Source organism: Bacillus sp. XT-4 (assembly GCF_050864245.1).
Lineage (GTDB): Bacteria > Bacillota > Bacilli > Bacillales > Bacillaceae > Bacillus > Bacillus altitudinis.
This window is the reverse complement of sequence record NZ_JBPAFI010000002.1, coordinates 648,409-667,914: the sequence shown is the minus strand read 5'-3', so window position 1 is coordinate 667,914 and position 19,506 is coordinate 648,409. Positions and strand designations below refer to the sequence as shown.

Annotated in this window: 21 protein-coding genes; 16 read left to right on the top strand and 5 right to left on the bottom strand. The window is 41.3% G+C overall.

What is annotated here, in order from left to right; all coding sequences use genetic code 11:
- Positions 1–32 precede the first annotated feature (32 nt).
- Positions 33–890 (bottom strand): DegV family protein, encoded by an 858-nt coding sequence (locus ACRRMM_RS08720; RefSeq protein ID WP_008348544.1) that lies wholly within the window; start codon positions 888–890, stop codon positions 33–35.
- Between the two features lie 141 nt (positions 891–1,031).
- On the opposite strand from ACRRMM_RS08720, the gene ACRRMM_RS08715 reads away from it, so the two are divergent.
- Complete coding sequence (locus tag ACRRMM_RS08715) at positions 1,032–1,874, top strand: YitT family protein (RefSeq protein WP_007499067.1); 843 nt, start codon at positions 1,032–1,034, stop codon at positions 1,872–1,874.
- 14 nt (positions 1,875–1,888) lie between these two features.
- Positions 1,889–2,344: a BsuPI-related putative proteinase inhibitor gene (locus ACRRMM_RS08710; RefSeq protein ID WP_017360187.1), complete on the top strand. Its 456-nt coding sequence runs from the start codon at positions 1,889–1,891 to the stop codon at positions 2,342–2,344.
- Positions 2,345–2,384: 40 nt separating this feature from the next.
- Here ACRRMM_RS08710 and ACRRMM_RS08705 read toward each other — a convergent pair whose 3' ends face one another.
- The 3 genes from ACRRMM_RS08705 to ACRRMM_RS08695 form a co-directional block, all read right to left on the bottom strand.
- Positions 2,385–2,576: a DUF3813 domain-containing protein gene (locus ACRRMM_RS08705; RefSeq protein ID WP_008348541.1), complete on the bottom strand. Its 192-nt coding sequence runs from the start codon at positions 2,574–2,576 to the stop codon at positions 2,385–2,387.
- Positions 2,573–2,725, bottom strand: coding sequence for a hypothetical protein (locus ACRRMM_RS08700; protein ID WP_008348539.1), 153 nt, complete (start codon positions 2,723–2,725; stop codon positions 2,573–2,575). Before ACRRMM_RS08700 ends, ACRRMM_RS08705 begins: the two co-directional genes overlap by 4 nt.
- An 88-nt stretch (positions 2,726–2,813) precedes the next feature.
- Entirely contained in the window at positions 2,814–3,626 is an 813-nt protein-coding gene (locus tag ACRRMM_RS08695; RefSeq protein WP_065460126.1) for a Cof-type HAD-IIB family hydrolase, read from the bottom strand.
- Between the two features lie 137 nt (positions 3,627–3,763).
- On the opposite strand from ACRRMM_RS08695, the gene ACRRMM_RS08690 reads away from it, so the two are divergent.
- From ACRRMM_RS08690 to ACRRMM_RS08630, 13 genes are all read left to right on the top strand, one after another.
- Positions 3,764–4,549, top strand: a complete 786-nt coding sequence (locus ACRRMM_RS08690) for an alpha/beta fold hydrolase (protein ID WP_017360185.1) — start codon at positions 3,764–3,766, stop codon at positions 4,547–4,549.
- 46 nt (positions 4,550–4,595) lie between these two features.
- Entirely contained in the window at positions 4,596–4,904 is a 309-nt protein-coding gene (locus tag ACRRMM_RS08685; RefSeq protein WP_003211530.1) for a metal-sulfur cluster assembly factor, read from the top strand.
- A gap of 116 nt (positions 4,905–5,020) precedes the next feature.
- Positions 5,021–6,466, top strand: a complete 1,446-nt coding sequence (locus ACRRMM_RS08680) for an FAD-binding oxidoreductase (protein ID WP_045034692.1) — start codon at positions 5,021–5,023, stop codon at positions 6,464–6,466.
- Complete coding sequence (locus tag ACRRMM_RS08675) at positions 6,463–7,011, top strand: MFS transporter (protein WP_048001695.1); 549 nt, start codon at positions 6,463–6,465, stop codon at positions 7,009–7,011. The genes ACRRMM_RS08680 and ACRRMM_RS08675 overlap by 4 nt, the downstream gene beginning before the upstream one ends.
- Positions 7,012–7,149: 138 nt before the next feature.
- A complete protein-coding gene (gene argC / locus ACRRMM_RS08670) occupies positions 7,150–8,187 on the top strand; it encodes an N-acetyl-gamma-glutamyl-phosphate reductase (protein WP_366963298.1) in 1,038 nt (345 codons plus the stop codon).
- Positions 8,188–8,207: 20 nt separating this feature from the next.
- Entirely contained in the window at positions 8,208–9,428 is a 1,221-nt protein-coding gene (argJ, locus tag ACRRMM_RS08665; protein ID WP_007499060.1) for a bifunctional ornithine acetyltransferase/N-acetylglutamate synthase, read from the top strand.
- 14 nt (positions 9,429–9,442) lie between these two features.
- Entirely contained in the window at positions 9,443–10,219 is a 777-nt protein-coding gene (argB, locus tag ACRRMM_RS08660) for an acetylglutamate kinase (RefSeq protein WP_008348528.1), read from the top strand.
- Positions 10,216–11,367 (top strand): acetylornithine transaminase, encoded by a 1,152-nt coding sequence (locus tag ACRRMM_RS08655; RefSeq protein ID WP_250026579.1) that lies wholly within the window; start codon positions 10,216–10,218, stop codon positions 11,365–11,367. The genes argB and ACRRMM_RS08655 overlap by 4 nt, the downstream gene beginning before the upstream one ends.
- A 70-nt stretch (positions 11,368–11,437) precedes the next feature.
- Positions 11,438–12,499 (top strand): carbamoyl phosphate synthase small subunit, encoded by a 1,062-nt coding sequence (locus ACRRMM_RS08650; RefSeq protein WP_017360179.1) that lies wholly within the window; start codon positions 11,438–11,440, stop codon positions 12,497–12,499.
- Entirely contained in the window at positions 12,492–15,572 is a 3,081-nt protein-coding gene (locus ACRRMM_RS08645) for a carbamoyl phosphate synthase large subunit (RefSeq protein ID WP_428828872.1), read from the top strand. The genes ACRRMM_RS08650 and ACRRMM_RS08645 overlap by 8 nt, the downstream gene beginning before the upstream one ends.
- Positions 15,569–16,519, top strand: a complete 951-nt coding sequence (argF, locus tag ACRRMM_RS08640) for an ornithine carbamoyltransferase (RefSeq protein WP_428828873.1) — start codon at positions 15,569–15,571, stop codon at positions 16,517–16,519. The genes ACRRMM_RS08645 and argF overlap by 4 nt, the downstream gene beginning before the upstream one ends.
- Before the next feature lie 103 nt (positions 16,520–16,622).
- Complete coding sequence (locus tag ACRRMM_RS08635; protein WP_008348517.1) at positions 16,623–16,802, top strand: YjzC family protein; 180 nt, start codon at positions 16,623–16,625, stop codon at positions 16,800–16,802.
- A gap of 169 nt (positions 16,803–16,971) precedes the next feature.
- Entirely contained in the window at positions 16,972–18,237 is a 1,266-nt protein-coding gene (locus ACRRMM_RS08630; protein WP_148780243.1) for an MFS transporter, read from the top strand.
- A gap of 119 nt (positions 18,238–18,356) precedes the next feature.
- Here ACRRMM_RS08630 and ACRRMM_RS08625 read toward each other — a convergent pair whose 3' ends face one another.
- Positions 18,357–18,551 (bottom strand): YjzD family protein, encoded by a 195-nt coding sequence (locus tag ACRRMM_RS08625; RefSeq protein WP_024720055.1) that lies wholly within the window; start codon positions 18,549–18,551, stop codon positions 18,357–18,359.
- A gap of 212 nt (positions 18,552–18,763) precedes the next feature.
- Here ACRRMM_RS08625 and ACRRMM_RS08620 point away from each other — a divergent pair, with 212 nt between their 5' ends.
- Positions 18,764–19,504, top strand: a complete 741-nt coding sequence (locus ACRRMM_RS08620; protein WP_007499048.1) for a hypothetical protein — start codon at positions 18,764–18,766, stop codon at positions 19,502–19,504.
- Positions 19,505–19,506 lie beyond the last annotated feature (2 nt).

The window sequence follows — 19,506 nt, the reverse complement described above, 5'->3', positions numbered from 1 at the left end:
CCTTCCCGTGATGTTTCAGGGAAGGGTGCTTTTTATGATGGGCTGCCTGTAAAGAAGATGGCAAGTGTGCTAGGGCCTGAGTGGGACCCGACAGCCGCGCCGATGACCTGGATGTCGATTTCTTTTGGATGAAATTCGGCTTCAATTAATTGCCTCATTTCTTCTGCAAGTGCAGGGTCGTCTCCATGACTAATGCCAACAGTTTGACTAGACCAGTCAGATCCGCGTTCTTTCATCAGCTCGATTATGCGTTTTAATAATTTTTTACGGCCACGAATTTTTTCAAGGGGTATCAGTTTTCCATCCTCAACGTGTAAAATGGGTTTAATACTTAACAATCCGCCAACAAATGCGGACGCTTTACTGATTCTTCCGCCTCTTGCTAAATACGATAAATCGTCTACAGTAAAAATATGTTGTAAAGATTCACAAAAATGCTTTACAGACGTTTCAATTTCTTGTATTGTATTTCCGTCAATGGCAAGTGATTGAGCGTGTTTGACAGCTAGTCCATAACCAAGTGAAGCACATTTAGAATCAATGATTCGTAAATCGAAATCAGGGTATTCTTCCTTCACTTCGTTTGCCATCATCACAGCGGTTTGGTATGTACCTGAAAGCTCTGATGAAAAGGCAACATAAATAGCGGATGTATGGGTTTGTGCTGCAGAAACAAAGGCTTCTTTGATCCGATTCGGTGAAGCTTGTGATGTTTTTGGACTTGCACCTTGTCTCATCGCATCAAATACTTGTTTTGGTTCAATGGTGATCAAATCCTCAAATTCCTGCTCGCCGAGTAATACACGCAGCGGAATGAGTGTCATGTTTTGTTCATCATAATAAGAAAGAGGCAGATCAGCAGCACTGTCTGCTATGATATGAACAGTCATCAAAATCCCTTCTTTCTAAAAAAATCAACCATATTTTACATCTTTTTAGCCTAACTATATCATAGAAAATCATTTTTTCGTGTTCAAATTCTAAATTTTAGGGAAAACCATAGAGAGAATGGTAAGTGGAGGAATGACAACATGTTCATTGGAGAAGCAAAAAAATTCATCGTCGTCGTCATTGGTGCCTTACTCAATGCGATTGGGCTGAATTTATTTTTAATCCCTGCTGACGTATATGCAAGTGGTTTTACAGGGGTTGCCCAGCTGTTATCTAGTTTAATCGATCAATATGCACCGTTTTATTTATCAACAGGGATCCTATTATTTATTTTAAACATTCCGGTCGGCATTTTAGGCTGGATGAAGGTTGGTCGTTCCTTTACTTTGTATAGCATTATTAGTGTGGCACTGACAACGATTTTCCTCGGCATTTTACCAGAGACAAGTGTTTCTGAAGATATTTTATTAAATGCTGTATTTGGCGGAGTCATTTCTGCACTTGGCATTGGGATTACACTGAAATATGGGGCATCTACAGGCGGCCTTGACATTATTGCGATGATTTTAGCGAAATGGAAAGACAAACCAGTGGGCACGTATTTCTTCATTTTAAACGGAATTATCATTTTTACAGCAGGATTGTTACAAGGTTGGGAGAAAGCTTTATATACCCTTGTCACATTATATGTGACGACTAGGGTAATTGATGCCATCCATACGAGACATGAAAAGCTGACTGCCATGATTGTGACAAAGAAAGCAGATGAAATCAAAGAAGCCATTTATGGAAAAATGGTCAGAGGGATTACGACTGTTCCGGCAAAAGGGGCATTTACCAATGAACAAAAAGAAATGATGGTCATTGTCATTACAAGGTATGAGCTGTATGAACTTGAACAAATTATAAAGGAAGTCGATCCAAAAGCCTTTACAAATATTGTTCAAACAACCAATATTCTTGGATTTTTCAGACGAGATTAAAAGGTGGGTAGAAGATGAAAAAAGGGTTAGTGCTTTTTCTCGTTCTATTGGTTTTAACAGCTTGTGGACAACAAAAAAAGGATGAACCAGACAAGGAGGTATCCGGTCAAATGGGAGAAAAAACCGTTGTACTCACAGTAGACCCCGTCCAAAAAGGTTCTTCGGTTCAATTTCATATGTCACTCAAAAATGAATCAGATCGAGATATTGAATTCACGTTTAACACAAGCCAAAAATTCGAATTGAGTGTGTACGATGAAGACGGAAATGAAAAATACCGTTACTCGAAAGACCGTATGTTCACACAAGCCATCCAATCCTTTGTGCTGAAAGCAGATGAAACATATGACTTCCAAGATACGTGGTCAAGCGGTGTGGAGCCGGGAACGTATGAAGCGGTCGTTACATTTAAAGGAAAAGCAGAAGGGCTAAAGCAAATCACTGAGAAGAAAACGTTCCAAGTGAAATAAGCATAAGAAAAGCTGTCCACAAAGCGGACAGCTTTTTTCGTTAAAGATCATCAAGCAGGTCTTGGAACGTATGCAGCTGGTTTCTTTCTGCATCTGTCGAATTAGCAAATGCAGACGATACGGCGTTTTTAGCTCGCTGAACTGCTTGTTGACGCTCTAAACCAGATGGAAATGAAGAAGTAAGGGCTTCCTCAGTAAATGATTTGGCTTGATCAAAAAGTTCGTTTCTCACAATGAACCTCCAGAAGCATCAGTCTTCATATTTCCCCTGTCCTCCGCAGCTTCTTCAAGTGTGGAACGATACGGAAAACGTGCGTCATGCAGACTGACTGAATCTTTACCTTGTTGTATAAAGCGTTTCGATTTGCTTCTTTTACCCATTCGGAATCCGCCCCTTTACACAAGCTGACAGGACAACCTGTCTAACGGTAGTATGCCCGTTTCGACCTGTTATGTATGAATGGAAAAATTAAAGCGAGAAGTAATTCGTTAGGAATTTTGCAATCCCATCTTGTTCATTCGTATCTGTCACTTCATTTGAGACGCGTTTCACTGCATCAATTCCGTTGCCCATGGCAACCCCGCATCCAGCAAACTCAAGCATTTCTAAATCATTGTCTTCATCTCCGAATGCCACAATCCGCTCCTGTGGCACCCCGTAATAATCACTGATCTTTTGCAGTCCAACGGCTTTATTCATACCTGTTTTAATGATTTCAATGACGTGCCACGGAGCAGCCCAGCGTCTGTGGTCAATCACTTCTGCATGAACATCTGTCAAATAGCTCCGGATCGCTCCGACGTCTTCTTCTTTTGCGTGAATTAAGACGCTTGTAACATTCTCTCCAAGATTGTCCCGAAGGTCTCCAACGGTCACTTTGTTTGCATTCATATTAAATATATCAATGAGCTTTTCATCATGATAATGGAAATACAAATCGTCTAGCACTTCAGCTAACACATTGTGCACTTTATATTCCTCACTAATATCCACAAGCTGTTTCACGACTTGAAGATCAAGTGATGTGTGAAATCTGCCCCATTTTTCATCAAGAGGATGATGGACAAACGCTCCATTAAAGTTCACAATCGGTGAATCGAGCTGCAATTGCTGATAATAAGGAGAGCTGGAACGAAATGGCCGGCCAGTTGAAATACAGACATGATGCCCGCTGTCTTTCACTTTTTGAATGACATCAAGTGTGCGCGCTGAAATCGTTTTATCGTCTTTTAATAACGTGCCATCCAGGTCAAGTGCGATTAGATAAGGTTTAGTCTCCATAAAATCTCCTTTGATCTGTAAGTAATAGGAGGCAGCTAGTGCGGGTGCCTCCACCTATAGTGTATCTTTATCACATCTTCGTTGTCTACATGTTAAAATAAACAAAGACGGGAATGATAAAGGAGGATTCATAGGCTGTGATCACCATTGATGAGCAAATGACGCACGATATTCCATTTTTACATATCGTAAAAGCTGAAAATAAAGACAAACCACTGCCACTTGTATTTTTTATACATGGATTTACAAGTGCACGCGAGCACAACTTACACTTCGCCTTTCATTTGGCGGAAAAAGGCATGAGAGTCATTTTGCCTGACTGTGCTTATCATGGTGTAAGATCAGAAAACCTCAGCTTAGAGGAACTGGCATCAAAGTTTTGGGAAATCGTCCTAAACGAAATACGTGAAATCGATATACTTAAGACACATTTTCAAGAAAAACAATTGATTGAAGCTGATCTAATAGGTGTTGCAGGTACATCTATGGGAGGGATCACGACCTTTGGTGCACTTGCAAAGCATGATTGGATTAAAGCGGCAGTCAGCTTGATGGGCAGTCCGAAATATACGACATTCCTACAAGCACAAATCATGGACATGCGTCACAAAGGGTTGATGAAAGATATCACGGACGAAGAAGTCAATCAGCAATTAGACGCGCTGCGTCCTTATGATTTAACGCTGCAAACAGATCGATTAAACAAAAGACCGCTGTTATTCTGGCATGCAGAAAACGATCCAGTTGTCCCTTACAGACATGCAAAAGCTCTTTATGACGAGTTAGCAGAAACCCAATATAAAGAAGATCCGCACCTGATTCGTTTTATTACAGATGGACAGGCTGGCCATAAGGTCTCAAGACAAGCGATGTTTGAAACGATTGATTGGTTTGTGACACACCTGAAAAGCACAAACGTTTAGCCAAAAGGAAAAGTACGTTATACTAGTTGAAAAAGGAGTGGATATCATGGATGAAGCATTGAAAGAAAATATTTTAGGCGCCCTAGAACAGGTGATTGACCCTGAGTTAAACGTAGACATCGTCAACCTTGGACTTGTCTATGATGTCGATCTTGATGAGAATGGAAAAGCGGATATCACAATGACTTTAACATCAATGGGGTGTCCCCTTGCACCAGTTATCGTGGATGAAGTGAAAAAAGCATTAAGCGACTTGCCTGAAGTGAAGGAAACTGAAGTTCACATCGTCTGGAATCCACCTTGGACACGTGACAAAATGTCAAGATACGCAAAAATTGCGCTTGGTATTCAATAAGTAAATACGACCTGGTATGAGTTGAACTCATGCCAGGTTTTTTTATGAAAAATTAAGGTAGAGGAGGAGTATGGAATGATATAATGGATGTAATTTTATAGAACGGAGTACCTATAATGAAGCGAAAGTGGATATGGATCGTCCTTTTGATGGGATATGGTGCTGCCTTTTTTGCATCAGTCTCTATACGTGAAGGTCAAGCACACAAAAGACAAGGACTTGAGGCGTTTACAGATGTGAGTCACCTCATGCCGGTCAAAATAAAAAAAGTCGTGCAAGGAAAAGAAATAGAATCTTTAAAAGAAGTATTAGAAGAAGCAAAAGAGAAGAATCTGCCCATTTCAATCGCCGGAAAGCAGCATAGTATGGGTGGCCACACGTATTATGAAAATGGCATTGTACTAGACATGACGAAATTTCGCCGAATCGTATCATTTAATGAAAAAAAGAAGACCATTCGGGTCCAAAGCGGCGCCACATGGGATGATATTCAAAAATATGTGAACCCATATGGTCTTGCAGTAAAGGTGATGCAATCTCAAAACATCTTTACGATTGGTGGCTCGTTAAGTGCAAATGCACATGGACGTGACATTCGCTACGGCTCACTTATTGACACTGTGCGCTCTTTCACACTGTTAAAAGCAGATGGAGAGATCATCACAGTAAAGCCTAGCGATGATTTATTTACTGCCGTGATTGGAGGATACGGCTTATTTGGTGTCATTTTAGATGTTGAGCTTTCCTTAACAAAGGATGAATTATATAAAATGGAGACAACCTCTCTACACTTCGATGAATACACTGATTATTTTCAAAAGCATGTAAAGAACAATAAAGAAGTGCGCATGCATCTCGCAAGAATCTCTACAGCGAAAACAAATTTTTTGAAAGAGATGTATGTGACGAATTATTCACTTACTTCTGATCAACAGATCGATCCATACCGCGAGCTCAAAGAAGATCAGCTCGTCATCCCTTTAAAATTTATGCTCGGCCTTTCGAGAAGATTTGATATGGGGAAAGATTTGCTATGGAACTTGCAAAAGAAGTATTTTCAAAGTCAAAATGACCAGCTGATCACAAGAAATAACGTGATGCGGTCTGATTCTGCTTTTTTAGAATATGAAAATGAGTCAGATACCGATGTGCTTCAAGAATACTTTGTTCCAGTTGATCGTTTTCGTGCGTATATCGATGACATGAGAAGCTTTTTACAACAGGAAGAATTGAATTTAATGAACATCACGATCCGCTACGTACAAAAAAATGAAAAAGCGGATCTCTCATATGCGAAAGAAGATATGTTTGCACTTGTTTTGTTAGTGAATTATGGTTTTGAGAAAGAAGAGAAGGCAGAAGCAGAGCGGGTCATCCGGCAAATGACAGATATCACCTTGCGGCACCATGGAAGCTATTACTTACCATACATGCCTTATCAAACGAAAGCACAAATGAAACAAGCGTATCCAAAAACCGATCTATTCTTTCAAAAGAAAAAGCAAGCAGATCCAGATGGCAGATTTATCAACTACTTTTATGAAAGGTACAATACACAATGAATGCTAAAGCAATGAAATGGTTTGTCTATTCACAAAGTCTACTGTTTTTCGCCAGTAGTCTTATTTTCCCTTTTTATATTCTTTTTATTAAAAATGTTGGGTCGAGCTATTCTCAATTTGGTCTTGCTTATGGTCTGTTTGGTTTGAGCGGTGCGTTCATTCATTTATTATTAGGAAAACTTCCTGAAACGACCGACAGGCGTCTCTTTTTAATCATTCATTCGTTTGGTATGGCGTTTCTTCTTCTCCTTTTTCCGCATATCACAGAAGTAGAGCAAGTTTATATGATTCAGATTGCCTTAGGTGTGCTAGGTGGTGTTCAGAAGCACGGAGAGAAACTGCTCGTCACCGAACTCACAAATGAGAAGAAGCGAATGAAAGAAGTTGGGCACTATCATTTTTGGACAGCGCTTTTTTCATCTATCGCCATTATGCTTGGCGGCCTGTTTGCTGATTTCTTCACCATTCATTTGATTTTTTATGCAAGTTCCCTATTATATTTATGCAGTGCGCTTCTGGTCCTCAATATGAAGAACAATAGATAAAATCCGCATGTCTCACGAAGATATGTGGATTTTTTTATGAAAAAAAATGAAAACAAATATTAAATATACAATTGAATTAATTTTTATACATGTTATAATGTTAAATAATTTCACAAAGATCAAGAGGGTGTATTGACGTTGAAAATAGGTATTATAGGTGCTACAGGGTACGGTGGTGCGGAATTAGTTCGTATCTTTAAGCAGCATCCACATGTGGAGGAATGTATATTGTATTCATCAAGTGGTGATGGGCAATTATACAGTCAATCTTATCCGCATCTGACAACGATTACTGACCAAACATTAAAAGCCATTGATCCGGCTGGTATTGTGCAAGAAACAGATGCTGTGTTTTTAGCGACACCAGCAGGCGTTTCAAGTGAACTCACACCGAAGCTCATGAATCAAGGGGTGCCAATTATTGATTTATCAGGTGACTTGCGCATTCAAGATGGAACTGTTTATGAAGCGTGGTATAAACGAAGGGCAGCGGATGAAGCATCGGTTCAACAAGCTGTATACGGATTATCTGAATTGAATCGTGAAACCATTAAGCAAGCGGAAGTCATTGCAAACCCAGGCTGCTTTCCTACTTCAGTTCTTCTAGGATTAGCACCGCTGATGAAACAGAATTTAATCGATGAATCTATGATCATAATAGATGCAAAAACCGGGGTGTCCGGTGCAGGACGATCAGCCTCACTTGGCACACATTTTTCAGAGCTGAACGATAACTTTAAAATTTATAAGGTGAATGAACATCAGCACACACCTGAAATAGAACAAGTACTTAGAGAATGGAACCCGCAAACGGCGAACATCACATTTTCAACACATCTTGTCCCGATGACAAGAGGGATTATGGCGACGATGTATACACAATTGAAAGCAGATGTCACAAAAGAAGAATTAATGAAACGGATGAAGGACTTTTATGAAGATTCCTATTTTGTAAGAGTGAGAGATCATGGGATATATCCGCAAACAAAAGAAGTATACGGCAGTAACTTCTGTGACATTGGTTTTCATTTAGATGAGCGAACAGGCAGACTGACGATTGTATCTGTCATAGATAATCTCATGAAAGGCGCAGCCGGCCAAGCGGTTCAAAACTTCAATATCATCAAAGGCTTACATGAAGAGGCGGGCCTCACAATGACACCTCTCTATCCATAAGAACAGGGGAGACAACAAACATGATCGAATTGAATGAAAAAAGTATTGTCAAAATAGACGGGGACGTATCATCACCAAAAGGTTTTGAAGCAAAGGGGATTCATATAGGATTACGCTATTCAAAAAAAGACCTTGGCTTGATCATCAGTGAAGTACCAGCAGCGAGTGCAGCGGTATACACTCAAAGTCACTTTCAAGCTGCGCCTCTTCAAGTCACACAAAAAAGCTTGAAAAAGACGGGCAAACTAAAAGGTGTCATTGTCAATAGTGCCATCGCCAACGCATGTACAGGTGAACAGGGATTAAAAGATGCATACGACATGCAGGCAGCCTGTGCAGACATGTTAGGGACAGAGCCTGATTACATTGCTGTTTCTTCTACTGGTGTCATTGGAGAGTGTCTGGATATGGATAAAATCAAAACAGGCATCGCTCAGCTAAAAGAAGCAAAAGCAGGAAATGGCCACTTTGAAGAAGCGATTTTAACAACAGATACAGTCATTAAAAATACGACATACTCCTTGACGATAGACGGGAAAGAGATTCTCATTTCTGGTGCAGCAAAGGGCTCTGGTATGATTCATCCGAACATGGCCACAATGCTCGGGTTTGTCACAACCGATGCAAATGTCGAACAAGAAGCTTTGCAAAATGCTCTTCGTGACATTACAGATGTGACGTTTAATCAAATTACCGTCGATGGAGAAACATCGACTAACGATATGGTGCTTGTGATGGCAAATGGAATGGCAGAAAACCAGGCACTGAATGAAGAACATCCAGAATGGCCATTGTTTAAAGAAGGATTAAAACTAGCCTGCGAAGATCTAGCAAAAGAGATTGCAAGAGACGGAGAAGGCGCAACCAAATTAATCGAAGCGAAAGTTGTTGGTGCAAAAAACAACTTAGAAGCTGGTATTATTGCAAAAAAAATCGTAGGTTCAAGTCTTGTGAAAACAGCCGTATACGGTACGGACGCCAACTGGGGCCGGATTGTCGGAGCAATCGGTCATAGCGCAGCTTCTGTCACGCCAGAAGAGGTGGAAGTTTACTTAGGCGGGCAATGTCTGTTTAAACATAATGAACCTCAGTCTTTCTCAGAAGAGGAAGCAAAAGCGTATCTAGAGCAGGATGAGATTACGATTTTCATTCAAATGAATGAAGGAAATGGTGAAGCGGCCGCATGGGGCTGTGACCTTACCTATGATTATGTGAAAATTAACGCGAGCTATCGCACATAATGAAGGAGATAGACATGGATAAAACGATCGTGTTCAAGTGTGGAGGCAGTGTCATTCGAGAACTTTCCGATACCTTTTATGAAAATGTCCGCTCACTTCAAGCTGCTGGATTTAAACTGGCTATCGTACATGGCGGGGGTCCTGAAATCACGAGAATGCTGCAAAAATTAGAAGTGAAAACGGAATTTGTAGATGGACAGCGCAAAACAACAAAGCCGGTGTTAGAGGTAGCCGAAATGGTCCTTTCAGGAACGGTGAATAAATACTTTGTTTCAGAGCTGGCAAAGCATGATATATCATCTGTCGGTGTATCTGGTAAAGATGGACAGATGCTTGTCGCCGATTTTCTCGATCAAGATGTATATGGGTACGTTGGCGAAATCAAAGAAGTCAATCCAGAGATGGCAGAAGCACTAATGGAGAAACAATTCATTCCCGTCATTGCGCCGCTATCTATGACCGAAGAATGCCAAACGTTAAATGTAAATGCTGATCTTGCAGCATCAGCAGTCGCAGGAGCTATGAAAGCTGATAAGCTCATGTTTGTCACAGATGTGGAAGGAATTTTAAAAAATGGTGAGCTGTTAGACGTTGTCACCGAACAAGAAGCGCTCAAGCTCATCGATGAAGGTATTATTTCCGGGGGAATGATTCCAAAGGTGCAATCTGCGCTAAGTGCTTTATCTGGAGATGTGGATGAAGTCATGATTGTGAATGGAAAAGGTAGTATTTTTACAGGAGATACCTTTAAAGGAACTCGAATTGTAAAACAAAAGGAGGCGGTCCTGTGAGTCATCTCTTTCAAACGTACGGACGGTGGAATGTTGAAATTAAAGAGGCAGAAGGTTCTTGGGCAGTTGATACAACTGGGAAAAAATATTTAGACTTTATACAAGGCATTGCGGTCACGAATTTAGGTCACAACCATCCAAAGGTCAATCAAGCCATCAAGAAGCAGCTTGACGAGGTCTGGCACGTATCAAATCTATTTGAAAATGGACTGCAAGAAAAAGCAGCGGAAAAGCTGGCAGCCAACAGTTCAGGAGATCTCGTATTTTTCTGCAACAGCGGGGCTGAAGCGAATGAAGGGGCTATCAAATTGGCCCGAAAAGCAACAGGTAAAACAAATATTGTGACGTTTTTGCACTCTTTCCATGGGCGCACGTATGCTGGTATGGCTGCCACAGGTCAAGATAAAATCAAAACTGGTTTTGGACCGATGCTGGAAGGCTTTCATTATGTACCGTTTAATGACCCTGAAGCGATTACAGCGTGTGAAATCGATGATGTCGCAGCTGTCATGCTGGAAGTGGTGCAAGGTGAAGGTGGAGTGAATCCAGCTACAGCTGAATTTCTAGAAGCCGTTCAAACGTTTTGCAAAAAACATCAAGCGCTGCTGATTGTAGATGAAATCCAAACGGGTATTGGGCGAACAGGGACAGCATTTGCCTATGAGCAATCGGGACTTGATCCTGATATTATTTCAGCCGCAAAAGGTTTAGGAAATGGGTTTCCAGTCGGTGCAGTGATAGGGAAAAAAGCTTTAGGGGATGCATTTTCTCCAGGCTCTCATGGTACAACATTTGGTGGCAATATGCTCGCTATGTCAGCTGTGAACGCAACCCTTGATGTAATATTCAAAGAGGACTTTCTTTCAGAAGTGAAAGAAAAGGGTGCGTACCTCTTAAAGAGACTGCAAGAAGTCAAACAGCTGAACATCGTGAAAGAAGTAAGGGGCAAAGGATTAATGGCAGGAATTGAGTGTCATCAGCCAGTAGGTGATTACATCACAGCCCTTCGAGCGCAAGGTTTGCTGGTGCTTCCAGCTGGTCCGAATGTCATTCGTTTATTACCTCCACTGAATGTCAAAAAAGTTGAATTGGATCAAGCAATAGAAGCGGTCATTCAAGTGTTAGCAAATGAAGCAGTAACAGTCTAAATTTTTTTTACACCAGAACGCATAAACATGCATTTATATTATTAATTATTCAATACGGGGTGACACAAGCATGAAAGGTTATTTAAATTTAGAAGATGGAGCCTCTTTTGAAGGAGATCTGACAGGAGAAGCTGGCATAACAGGTGAAGTGGTCTTTTTTACAGGGATGACAGGTTATCAAGAGGTGCTCACAGATCCTTCTTATAAAGGACAAATCATTGTTTTCACATATCCACTCATCGGAAACTACGGCATCAATCATGAAGACTTTGAGAGCAAAAAACCACAAGTAAAAGCGGTCGTTGTCTATGAGGCAGCTGAGCATTTTTCTCATCACCTTGCAGCCGTAAGCTTAAAAGATTATTTACAGAAGTGGAACATTCCGCTTCTTACACATACAGATACTCGTGCAGTCGTGCAGAACATTCGAGCAAATGGAACGATGAATGCAGTGCTTAGTTTAGACGAAAATGAAACGCCACCTGCAATGAAGCAAGACAATGTGGTTGAGCAGGTCACAGAAGATGAAGTATACACACAAGGCAGCGGCGAGGAACATGTAGCACTCATTGATTTTGGCTTTAAAAAATCTATTGCAGACTCACTCGAAGCGCGCGGCTGTAAAGTCACAGTGATTCCGTACAAACAAATGGAAAAGGTATTTGATATCAAGCCAGATGCGATCCTTTTGTCAAATGGACCTGGAGATCCAAAAACAATGAAGCCATATTTAAAAACCATTCATGACATCATGATGACCTTCCCGACACTAGGCATTTGCTTAGGTCATCAATTAATTGCTCTTGCGCTTGGCGGGGATACGTATAAGCTTCCTTTTGGCCACCGCGGGGCGAATCATCCTGTACAAGATACAGAATCAAAACGTGTCTTTATGACAAGCCAAAATCATAGCTATGTGGTCAATGAAAAAAGCATGAATGACAAAGAAGTGGACGTCAAATTCCTCCACGTGAATGACGGATCTGTTGAAGGCTTCATTCATAAAGAGAAGCTGATTATGTCCGTTCAATTTCATCCAGAAGCACATCCAGGCCCTGCAGAAAGTGAATGGGTATTCGATGATTTTATTGAGAAAGTGAAACAAGCAAGGAGAGAAGTCGCACATGCCTAAAGATCAAAGCATACAAACCATTCTAGTCATCGGGTCTGGTCCAATCATCATTGGTCAGGCAGCAGAATTTGATTACTCAGGAACACAAGGTTGTATGGCCTTAAAAGAAGAAGGCTACAACGTCATCTTAGTGAATAACAACCCAGCAACTATTATGACAGACGAGTCATTTGCTGATGAAATTTATTTTGAACCGCTTTCAGTTGATTCAGTGACAAGAATCATTGAAAAAGAGAAACCAGATGGTCTTTTAGCCAATCTTGGCGGACAGACAGCTTTAAACCTTGCTGTCGAGCTAGAAAAAGCCGGTGTGCTGAAAAAGCATGGGGTAAAACTGCTCGGAACGTCAGTTGAAACAATTGAAAACGGTGAAGATCGTGAGAAATTCCGTGCTCTCATGAAGCATTTGAATGAACCTGTACCAGAAAGTGAAATTGTGGATAATGCGAAAGACGCCCTTCAATTTGCAAAAGAAGTGGGCTTTCCTGTCATTCTTCGACCAGCCTACACACTTGGTGGTAAAGGGGGAGGCATCGCTTTAACTGAAGAGGCTTTTGAACCGCTGATTGAAGGTGCTCTTCTAGCGAGTCCGATTCATCAGTGCTTAGTTGAAAAAAGCATTGCTGGCTTTAAAGAAGTCGAGTATGAGGTCATGAGAGATCGTCAAAATACGTGTATCACTGTATGTAACATGGAAAATATCGATCCAGTTGGTGTGCATACAGGTGACTCGATTGTCGTTGCACCGTCACAGACATTAACGGATCAGGATTATCAAATGCTCCGCTCAGCGAGCTTAAAAATTATTTCAGCGCTTGATGTCGTTGGCGGCTGTAATATCCAATTCGCTCTCGATCCACTCAGCAAAGAATATTTTGTCATTGAGGTCAACCCTCGGGTCAGCCGGTCTTCTGCTCTTGCATCGAAAGCAACAGGCTATCCGATTGCCAAAATGGCGGCAAAACTTGCGGTCGGATATACATTAGATGAATTGAAAAATCCGCTTACAGGAACAACGTATGCTAGCTTTGAACCGGCACTCGATTATGTCGTGGTGAAATTCCCGCGCTGGCCGTTCGATAAATTTAAACAGGCAGACCGGAAATTAGGCACAAAAATGAAGGCGACTGGTGAAGTCATGGCGATTGACCGTAATTTAGAATCTGCCATTCAAAAAGCAGTCGCATCACTTGAAATTAAAACAAAGGGCTTCCACTTGCCTGAACTGAAAGAACATTCAACTGAACAGTTATTTGAATTAATCAAAACACCGGACGATCGCCGTTTCTTCGCTGTCATGGAGCTGCTTTCCAGACAAGAAACCGTTGAAACGATTCATGAAACGACGAAGATTGATCTGTTTTTCTTACATGTTTTCAAGAATATGATTACACTCGAACAAGAATTGAAGAATCATCAGGGGACGCTATCCAAAGACACCTTAAGAAAGGTGAAGGAAAAAGGCTTCCTTGATGAAACAATCGCTTCTCTGACGGATCGCAGTGAACAAGATATCAGACAGCTTCGCCAAGAGTATGGCATTGCCGCTTCATTTAAAATTGTCGATACATGTGCGGCTGAATTCGATGCAAAAACGAATTACTTCTATTCTACGTACTTTGGCAAAAGTGATGGAGAGCATCAAGAGAAAACAAAGCAGCGTGCACTCATCATTGGTTCCGGTCCGATTCGAATTGGGCAGGGAGTCGAGTTTGATTATAGTGCCGTTCATGGCGTTCTTACTCTACAAAAGCTTGGATTTGAAACCATCATGATGAACAACAATCCAGAAACGGTTAGTACCGATTATGAGATTGCAGATCGTTTATACTTTGAGCCTATCACGTTAGAACATATTTTAAACGTAGTTGAAGCGGAGCAAATTGATTTTGTCATCGTTCAATTTGGCGGGCAGACAGCAATCAATGTGGCGGAAGGTTTAGAAAAAGCCGGCGTTACCTTGTTAGGCACGTCCTTTGACACATTAGATGCATTAGAAGATCGCGATTTATTCTATCAGCTTCTTGATGAACTGAATCTTCCTCATGCAAAAGGAGATACAGCTCATTCAAAAGAAGAAGCACTGGGGCATGCTGCAAGCATCGGGTACCCTGTTCTTATTCGTCCATCATATGTCATTGGGGGAATGGGCATGATCGTTGTCCATACAGAAGCTCAATTGGCAGCAATACTTGATCAGCCAGATCATTTACCTTATCCGATCTTAATTGATGAGTACGTCACTGGAAAAGAAGTGGAAGTGGATCTTATTTCAGACGGAAAGACGACATTCATTCCAACAATCGTTGAGCATATTGAAAAAGCGGGCGTACACTCAGGTGACAGCTTTGCCATCTTGCCAAGTGTCTCTATTAGTGAAGACATCAAAGAGCAGGTGTATAACGCTTCTGAACAAATCGCAAAGAAATTAGCTTTTAAAGGCATTATGAATATTCAATTTGTGATGAAAGGGAACCAGGCGCTCGTATTAGAGGTGAATCCTCGGGCAAGCCGGACTGTTCCAGTTGTAAGTAAAGTCATGGGTGTTGACATGATCCCAATGGCGACTCAGCTGTTAGCTGGTGCAACGCTTGAAGAATTGAATCCGGCAACGAAGAATAAGGGGGGCACAGCTGTTAAATTCCCAGTCTTCTCCTCACATGCCATTCAAGATATCGATTTAAAGCTGACACCTGAAATGAAAGCGACGGGTGAAGGAATGTGTGTTGGAAAGAACGTCGAAAGCGCTTTGAAAAAAGTGTTTGCGCCGATCTGGCAACAGAAAGGGACCCTCTATATTCATGGCAGTGAATTACTCATAGATGAAGCTACACGAGCAGGCTTTAACGTCTGGACTGGCAGCTTTGAATCGTGGCTGCAACAAGACGATAAATCGCTTCACATTCATTTAGGTGATGATGAAGAGGCAAAAGAACAGCGTGTAAAAGCACTCACACATGGTGTTCAAGTTCTAACCGAATATGAAACAGCGCAAGCGTTCCTGCAAGGAAAAGATGGAGATGTATCACCAGTATCTCTCCACGAATTATATAAAAAGGAAGTGACGGCATGAGCCAAGTCGACGTGCAACCGGCATTATACGGAAAAGACTTTTTATCGTTAAAAGACTTTTCGATCAATGATATTGCGTACTTAATTGAAAAAGCAGAAGAAATGAAACAACATCCATATCAAGATTTATTCAAAGGAAAAACATTAGCGATGATCTTTGAAAAATCTTCAACTAGAACCCGTGTCTCGTTTGAAGCGGGCATGACGCAGCTAGGCGGACATGCGCTCTTCCTCAGCTCAAATGATCTGCAAATTGGCAGAGGAGAAACGATTGGTGATACAGCGCAGGTGCTGTCTGGGTATGTAGATGGCATTATGATTCGAACCTTTGAACATGAGAAGGTAGAAGAACTTGCAAAATACGCCTCTATTCCAGTGATCAACGGACTAACGGACTACTCTCATCCATGTCAGGCACTGGCTGATTTACTGACGATTAAAGAAGCAAAAGGCACACTAAAAGGTGTGAAAGTGGCGTACATCGGTGATGGGAATAATGTGGCTCATTCCTTAATGGTCGGCTGCGCGCAGTTAGGCTGTGACATTGCCGTTGCATCACCAAAAGGCTATGAACCTCTTCAAGAGGTGACAGAGACTGCCCAGGCGTTTGCAAAACAATCAGGCGCAGAAGTCATCGTCACAACAGATCCAGTAGCTGCTGTTCAGGATGCAGATGTCATTTATTCAGACGTATTTACAAGCATGGGACAGGAAGCTGAAACAGAGAAACGTCTAGCTGAATTTAAAGAATATCAAGTCAATGAGGAACTCATGCAACATGCAGCAGCAGATTATATCTTCCTTCATTGTTTGCCGGCACACCGCGGAGAAGAAGTGACGACTGATATCATTGATGGACCACACTCTAAAGTATTCCAGCAAGCAGAAAATCGCCTGCATGTGCAAAAAGCGTTAATCAAAGAGCTCATGTATCAACAACCTAAATAAATCACAAGTGTCCCTGTCTCGACTGAGCAGGGACTTTTTACATGTTGGATTGGAGAGACAATGGACGGGACATAATAACATCAATCGAGAAAGGAGGATGGAAATGGGTCAACAGCATCAGTTTAAATCTGGTAATAAGGCACCTAATAATGGTGTTTATATCGAAATCGGTGAGACCGGTAGTATGGTGAAAGATCCTTTAAAGATAAAGCTTAAAGCAGGAGACGTCTTTCCAGATAACTCGAACCATAACCGCGTTTGGACTTACCAAAGAAAGCCGTAAGCAATTGACTAAGAGTCCATATGAATAAGTCTTTAGAGGCATGTGTCATGCCTCTTTTTTCTTTATAATAAAAAACAATTAAGTTCCAATTTTCAAATAAATAGTATGAAAAAAAGAAAGTTTAAGGTAAAATATGTAAGAATAGTATAAGGTTGAAAGGATTTGTGTGATGGAAAAGATGAATCTCAGTGAAAGTGTTTGGAATAAACGCTTCACCTCATTGTTCATATCAAGACTCATAAAAAATACAGGAGAAAGTTTTGCTTTTACATCCGTTCTTTGGTTATTGATTTTAAGAGGGGATGGAGCGCTCGGTACCGGACTTCTTCTAGCAGTGACAGTTCTTCCTTCATCATTGTTGGCCCCAATACTAGGACCTCTTATGAAAAGACACCATTTATCTAAATGGATGTTTGCTTCAGATGTCATTCGAGCAACCATTGTACTCATTATTCCACTACTGCATTTTTCGCACATATTGCCTCTATGGTTATTGATCTCATTAATGGTTATTCAATCGGCAACAGGTGCAGCCTATAACCCGGCTTCTGTGGCTATCCTTCCGCAGATTGTTCCAAAGCATCTCATTCAAAAAGCAAATGCGATCCTGCAATCATCTTTTGAAATTGTCGCACTTGCTGCGGTGATGGTCGCTGGTCTTTTGGTCAAATTAATTGGACCTGCAGATACGCTCCTGATCACCACTGCTTTATTCATCATATCGGGCTTGTTCATTATTGGCGTTAAACTCCAAAAGTCAGATGCAGAAAAAGCAGCAGACATTAAACAAGCAAAGAATACATATCTGTATAACTTAAAAAGAGGCTTTCTAGTCGTTAAAAATCATCATATTTTATTTGCACTAACCCTTTATTGTATTTTAATGAATGTCGCCGCAGCTCCGTGGCAGGCATTATCCGCTGTATATGTAGCAGAAGCGCTGCAAAGTGATTCAATGGTTTATTCCATTTTAAGAGGTGTCGCCGCAGTTGGTGCGTTTATGATGGGCTTTGCACTGGCGAAGGTGAAAATCAAAAGATTCGGCTTGTTCTTTATTGTCGCAGGCATGATTGAAGGAGCTGCATTCTTTATCACTGGAATGAGTACATGGCTTCCAGTCGTTCTTCTAGCTTCCTTTATTTTTGGTGCAGCCGTCAGTGCAATCAATGTCCCAGAGATGGTCATTATTCAAACGTCTGTTGACCAAGAAGATCAGCCGCAAGTATATGCCGTGATCAATGCGTCATCGAATGTCTTTCTCCCGCTTGCAGCCGTCATATCGGGCGTCCTGGCAGAACGCTTTGGAGCAGGACCTGTCATTGCGGGGGGTGGTGTGCTTGAAATTTTATCAGGCATCGCGATCTTCCTGTTCACAGGGCTAGCGAAAAGCCATTTGTCAGCAGACAAACAGAAGTCCGAAACGGTTGATGTGTAACTCAAAAACCCCCTGTAATTGACGGCAGGGGGTTTTAGCGTGCCCTCTCAACTTCTGGTCATCATTCTGAAAAAAAGAAAAAGAGCTAATCTCAAATCATTAGCTCTTTTCCAGCAATATTAAGAATGTTCTGTTGAACTTTCTGTTTCTTTCATTGGACTTACTTCAGCAAAGATGAATAAAATAACCGTAAACACTATGGCAAGAATGGAAGTTAACGTAAAATCATAAGCAGCTCCATTCATAGATGAAACGATGTAACCAGCCATATGTGTCAGCAGAAAAGTCCAAATGAGGGTGATAATGTAATGCATTATTCCACCGTCCTTTATGTAACAATCTATTGACTATCATACCATAGATACGAGTTCAGAGAAAAGACTGTTTTCCGCCTTTATGTGACCATTTTGAGACCTTCTACTATAAAAATAAAAAGAATTCTTCTGTCTTTAGGGGATTTCCTTATTCCTACAAGAGTTGTTGTTCATATCATAGAAAGCAGAATCACTGAAAGGAGGCTGGCCATATGGGTGTAAGCGAACGTTTTTTCCAGCTTGGTTCCCAGTGGAACGTCATTCACCTTCCTCAAAAACCAAATGGCTTTGGCATTCTAATCCTCGGTGACCGAAATCACTTTGTGCAGGAAAATACATCATTCTGGCTTCAGCATTACGGAAGAAACCAGCTATTAACTGCTTTAAAGGATGAAGGATATACATTGTTTAATAGTCATCTTCATGGGAATCACTGGGGATGTGAAGATGCTGTTTTTAGTGCGAAACAGCTTGTTCATCACACATTAAAACAAGAAATATTAAACCGGGAAATTCATGTGCTGGCAGAGGGAATGGGTGCACTTGTCGCCATGAGTCTTGCCGAAGAAATGCCAGAAGTGCTAAGGTCTATAGCCATGATGAATCCATGTTTACACCTGCAAGCACAAAGAGAAAGAGAAAAGGAACACAAATTCTTCTACAAACAGTTCATGAAAGAACTCGCACAGAGCTATGGGTGCTCTGCAAAGGAAGCAGAAACGTATCCACTTCCTTCTTGCCCCGTTCATTCAGCTCATGTACCGATTCATATATGGCAGAGACTAAACGGCGCACCGTATGCCTATGAACTACATGCAAAGCCTTTTATTGATCAACATATGATGAATCCAGACCATTGTCAGATGGACCTCACCTTGCATATGTTTGATCATCCAAGAAGAATCTTTCAGTCCATTCACAAGTTTTATAAATCGCATGAAAGAGAATTGTAATG

Bases quoted from the DNA above. Each gene is read 5' to 3' on its own strand.
- ACRRMM_RS08720 (WP_008348544.1), bottom strand. From the start codon at position 890: ATGACTGTTCATATCATAGCAGACAGTGCTGCTGATCTGCCTCTTTCT.
- ACRRMM_RS08715 (WP_007499067.1), top strand. From the start codon at position 1,032: ATGTTCATTGGAGAAGCAAAAAAATTCATCGTCGTCGTCATTGGTGCC.
- ACRRMM_RS08710 (WP_017360187.1), top strand. From the start codon at position 1,889: ATGAAAAAAGGGTTAGTGCTTTTTCTCGTTCTATTGGTTTTAACAGCT.
- ACRRMM_RS08700 (WP_008348539.1), bottom strand. From the start codon at position 2,725: ATGGGTAAAAGAAGCAAATCGAAACGCTTTATACAACAAGGTAAAGAT.
- ACRRMM_RS08695 (WP_065460126.1), bottom strand. From the start codon at position 3,626: ATGGAGACTAAACCTTATCTAATCGCACTTGACCTGGATGGCACGTTA.
- ACRRMM_RS08685 (WP_003211530.1), top strand. From the start codon at position 4,596: ATGGATGAAGCATTGAAAGAAAATATTTTAGGCGCCCTAGAACAGGTG.
- ACRRMM_RS08680 (WP_045034692.1), top strand. From the start codon at position 5,021: ATGAAGCGAAAGTGGATATGGATCGTCCTTTTGATGGGATATGGTGCT.
- ACRRMM_RS08675 (WP_048001695.1), top strand. From the start codon at position 6,463: ATGAATGCTAAAGCAATGAAATGGTTTGTCTATTCACAAAGTCTACTG.
- argJ (WP_007499060.1), top strand. From the start codon at position 8,208: ATGATCGAATTGAATGAAAAAAGTATTGTCAAAATAGACGGGGACGTA.
- argB (WP_008348528.1), top strand. From the start codon at position 9,443: ATGGATAAAACGATCGTGTTCAAGTGTGGAGGCAGTGTCATTCGAGAA.
- ACRRMM_RS08650 (WP_017360179.1), top strand. From the start codon at position 11,438: ATGAAAGGTTATTTAAATTTAGAAGATGGAGCCTCTTTTGAAGGAGAT.
- ACRRMM_RS08645 (WP_428828872.1), top strand. From the start codon at position 12,492: ATGCCTAAAGATCAAAGCATACAAACCATTCTAGTCATCGGGTCTGGT.
- argF (WP_428828873.1), top strand. From the start codon at position 15,569: ATGAGCCAAGTCGACGTGCAACCGGCATTATACGGAAAAGACTTTTTA.
- ACRRMM_RS08635 (WP_008348517.1), top strand. From the start codon at position 16,623: ATGGGTCAACAGCATCAGTTTAAATCTGGTAATAAGGCACCTAATAAT.
- ACRRMM_RS08630 (WP_148780243.1), top strand. From the start codon at position 16,972: ATGGAAAAGATGAATCTCAGTGAAAGTGTTTGGAATAAACGCTTCACC.
- ACRRMM_RS08625 (WP_024720055.1), bottom strand. From the start codon at position 18,551: ATGCATTACATTATCACCCTCATTTGGACTTTTCTGCTGACACATATG.
- ACRRMM_RS08620 (WP_007499048.1), top strand. From the start codon at position 18,764: ATGGGTGTAAGCGAACGTTTTTTCCAGCTTGGTTCCCAGTGGAACGTC.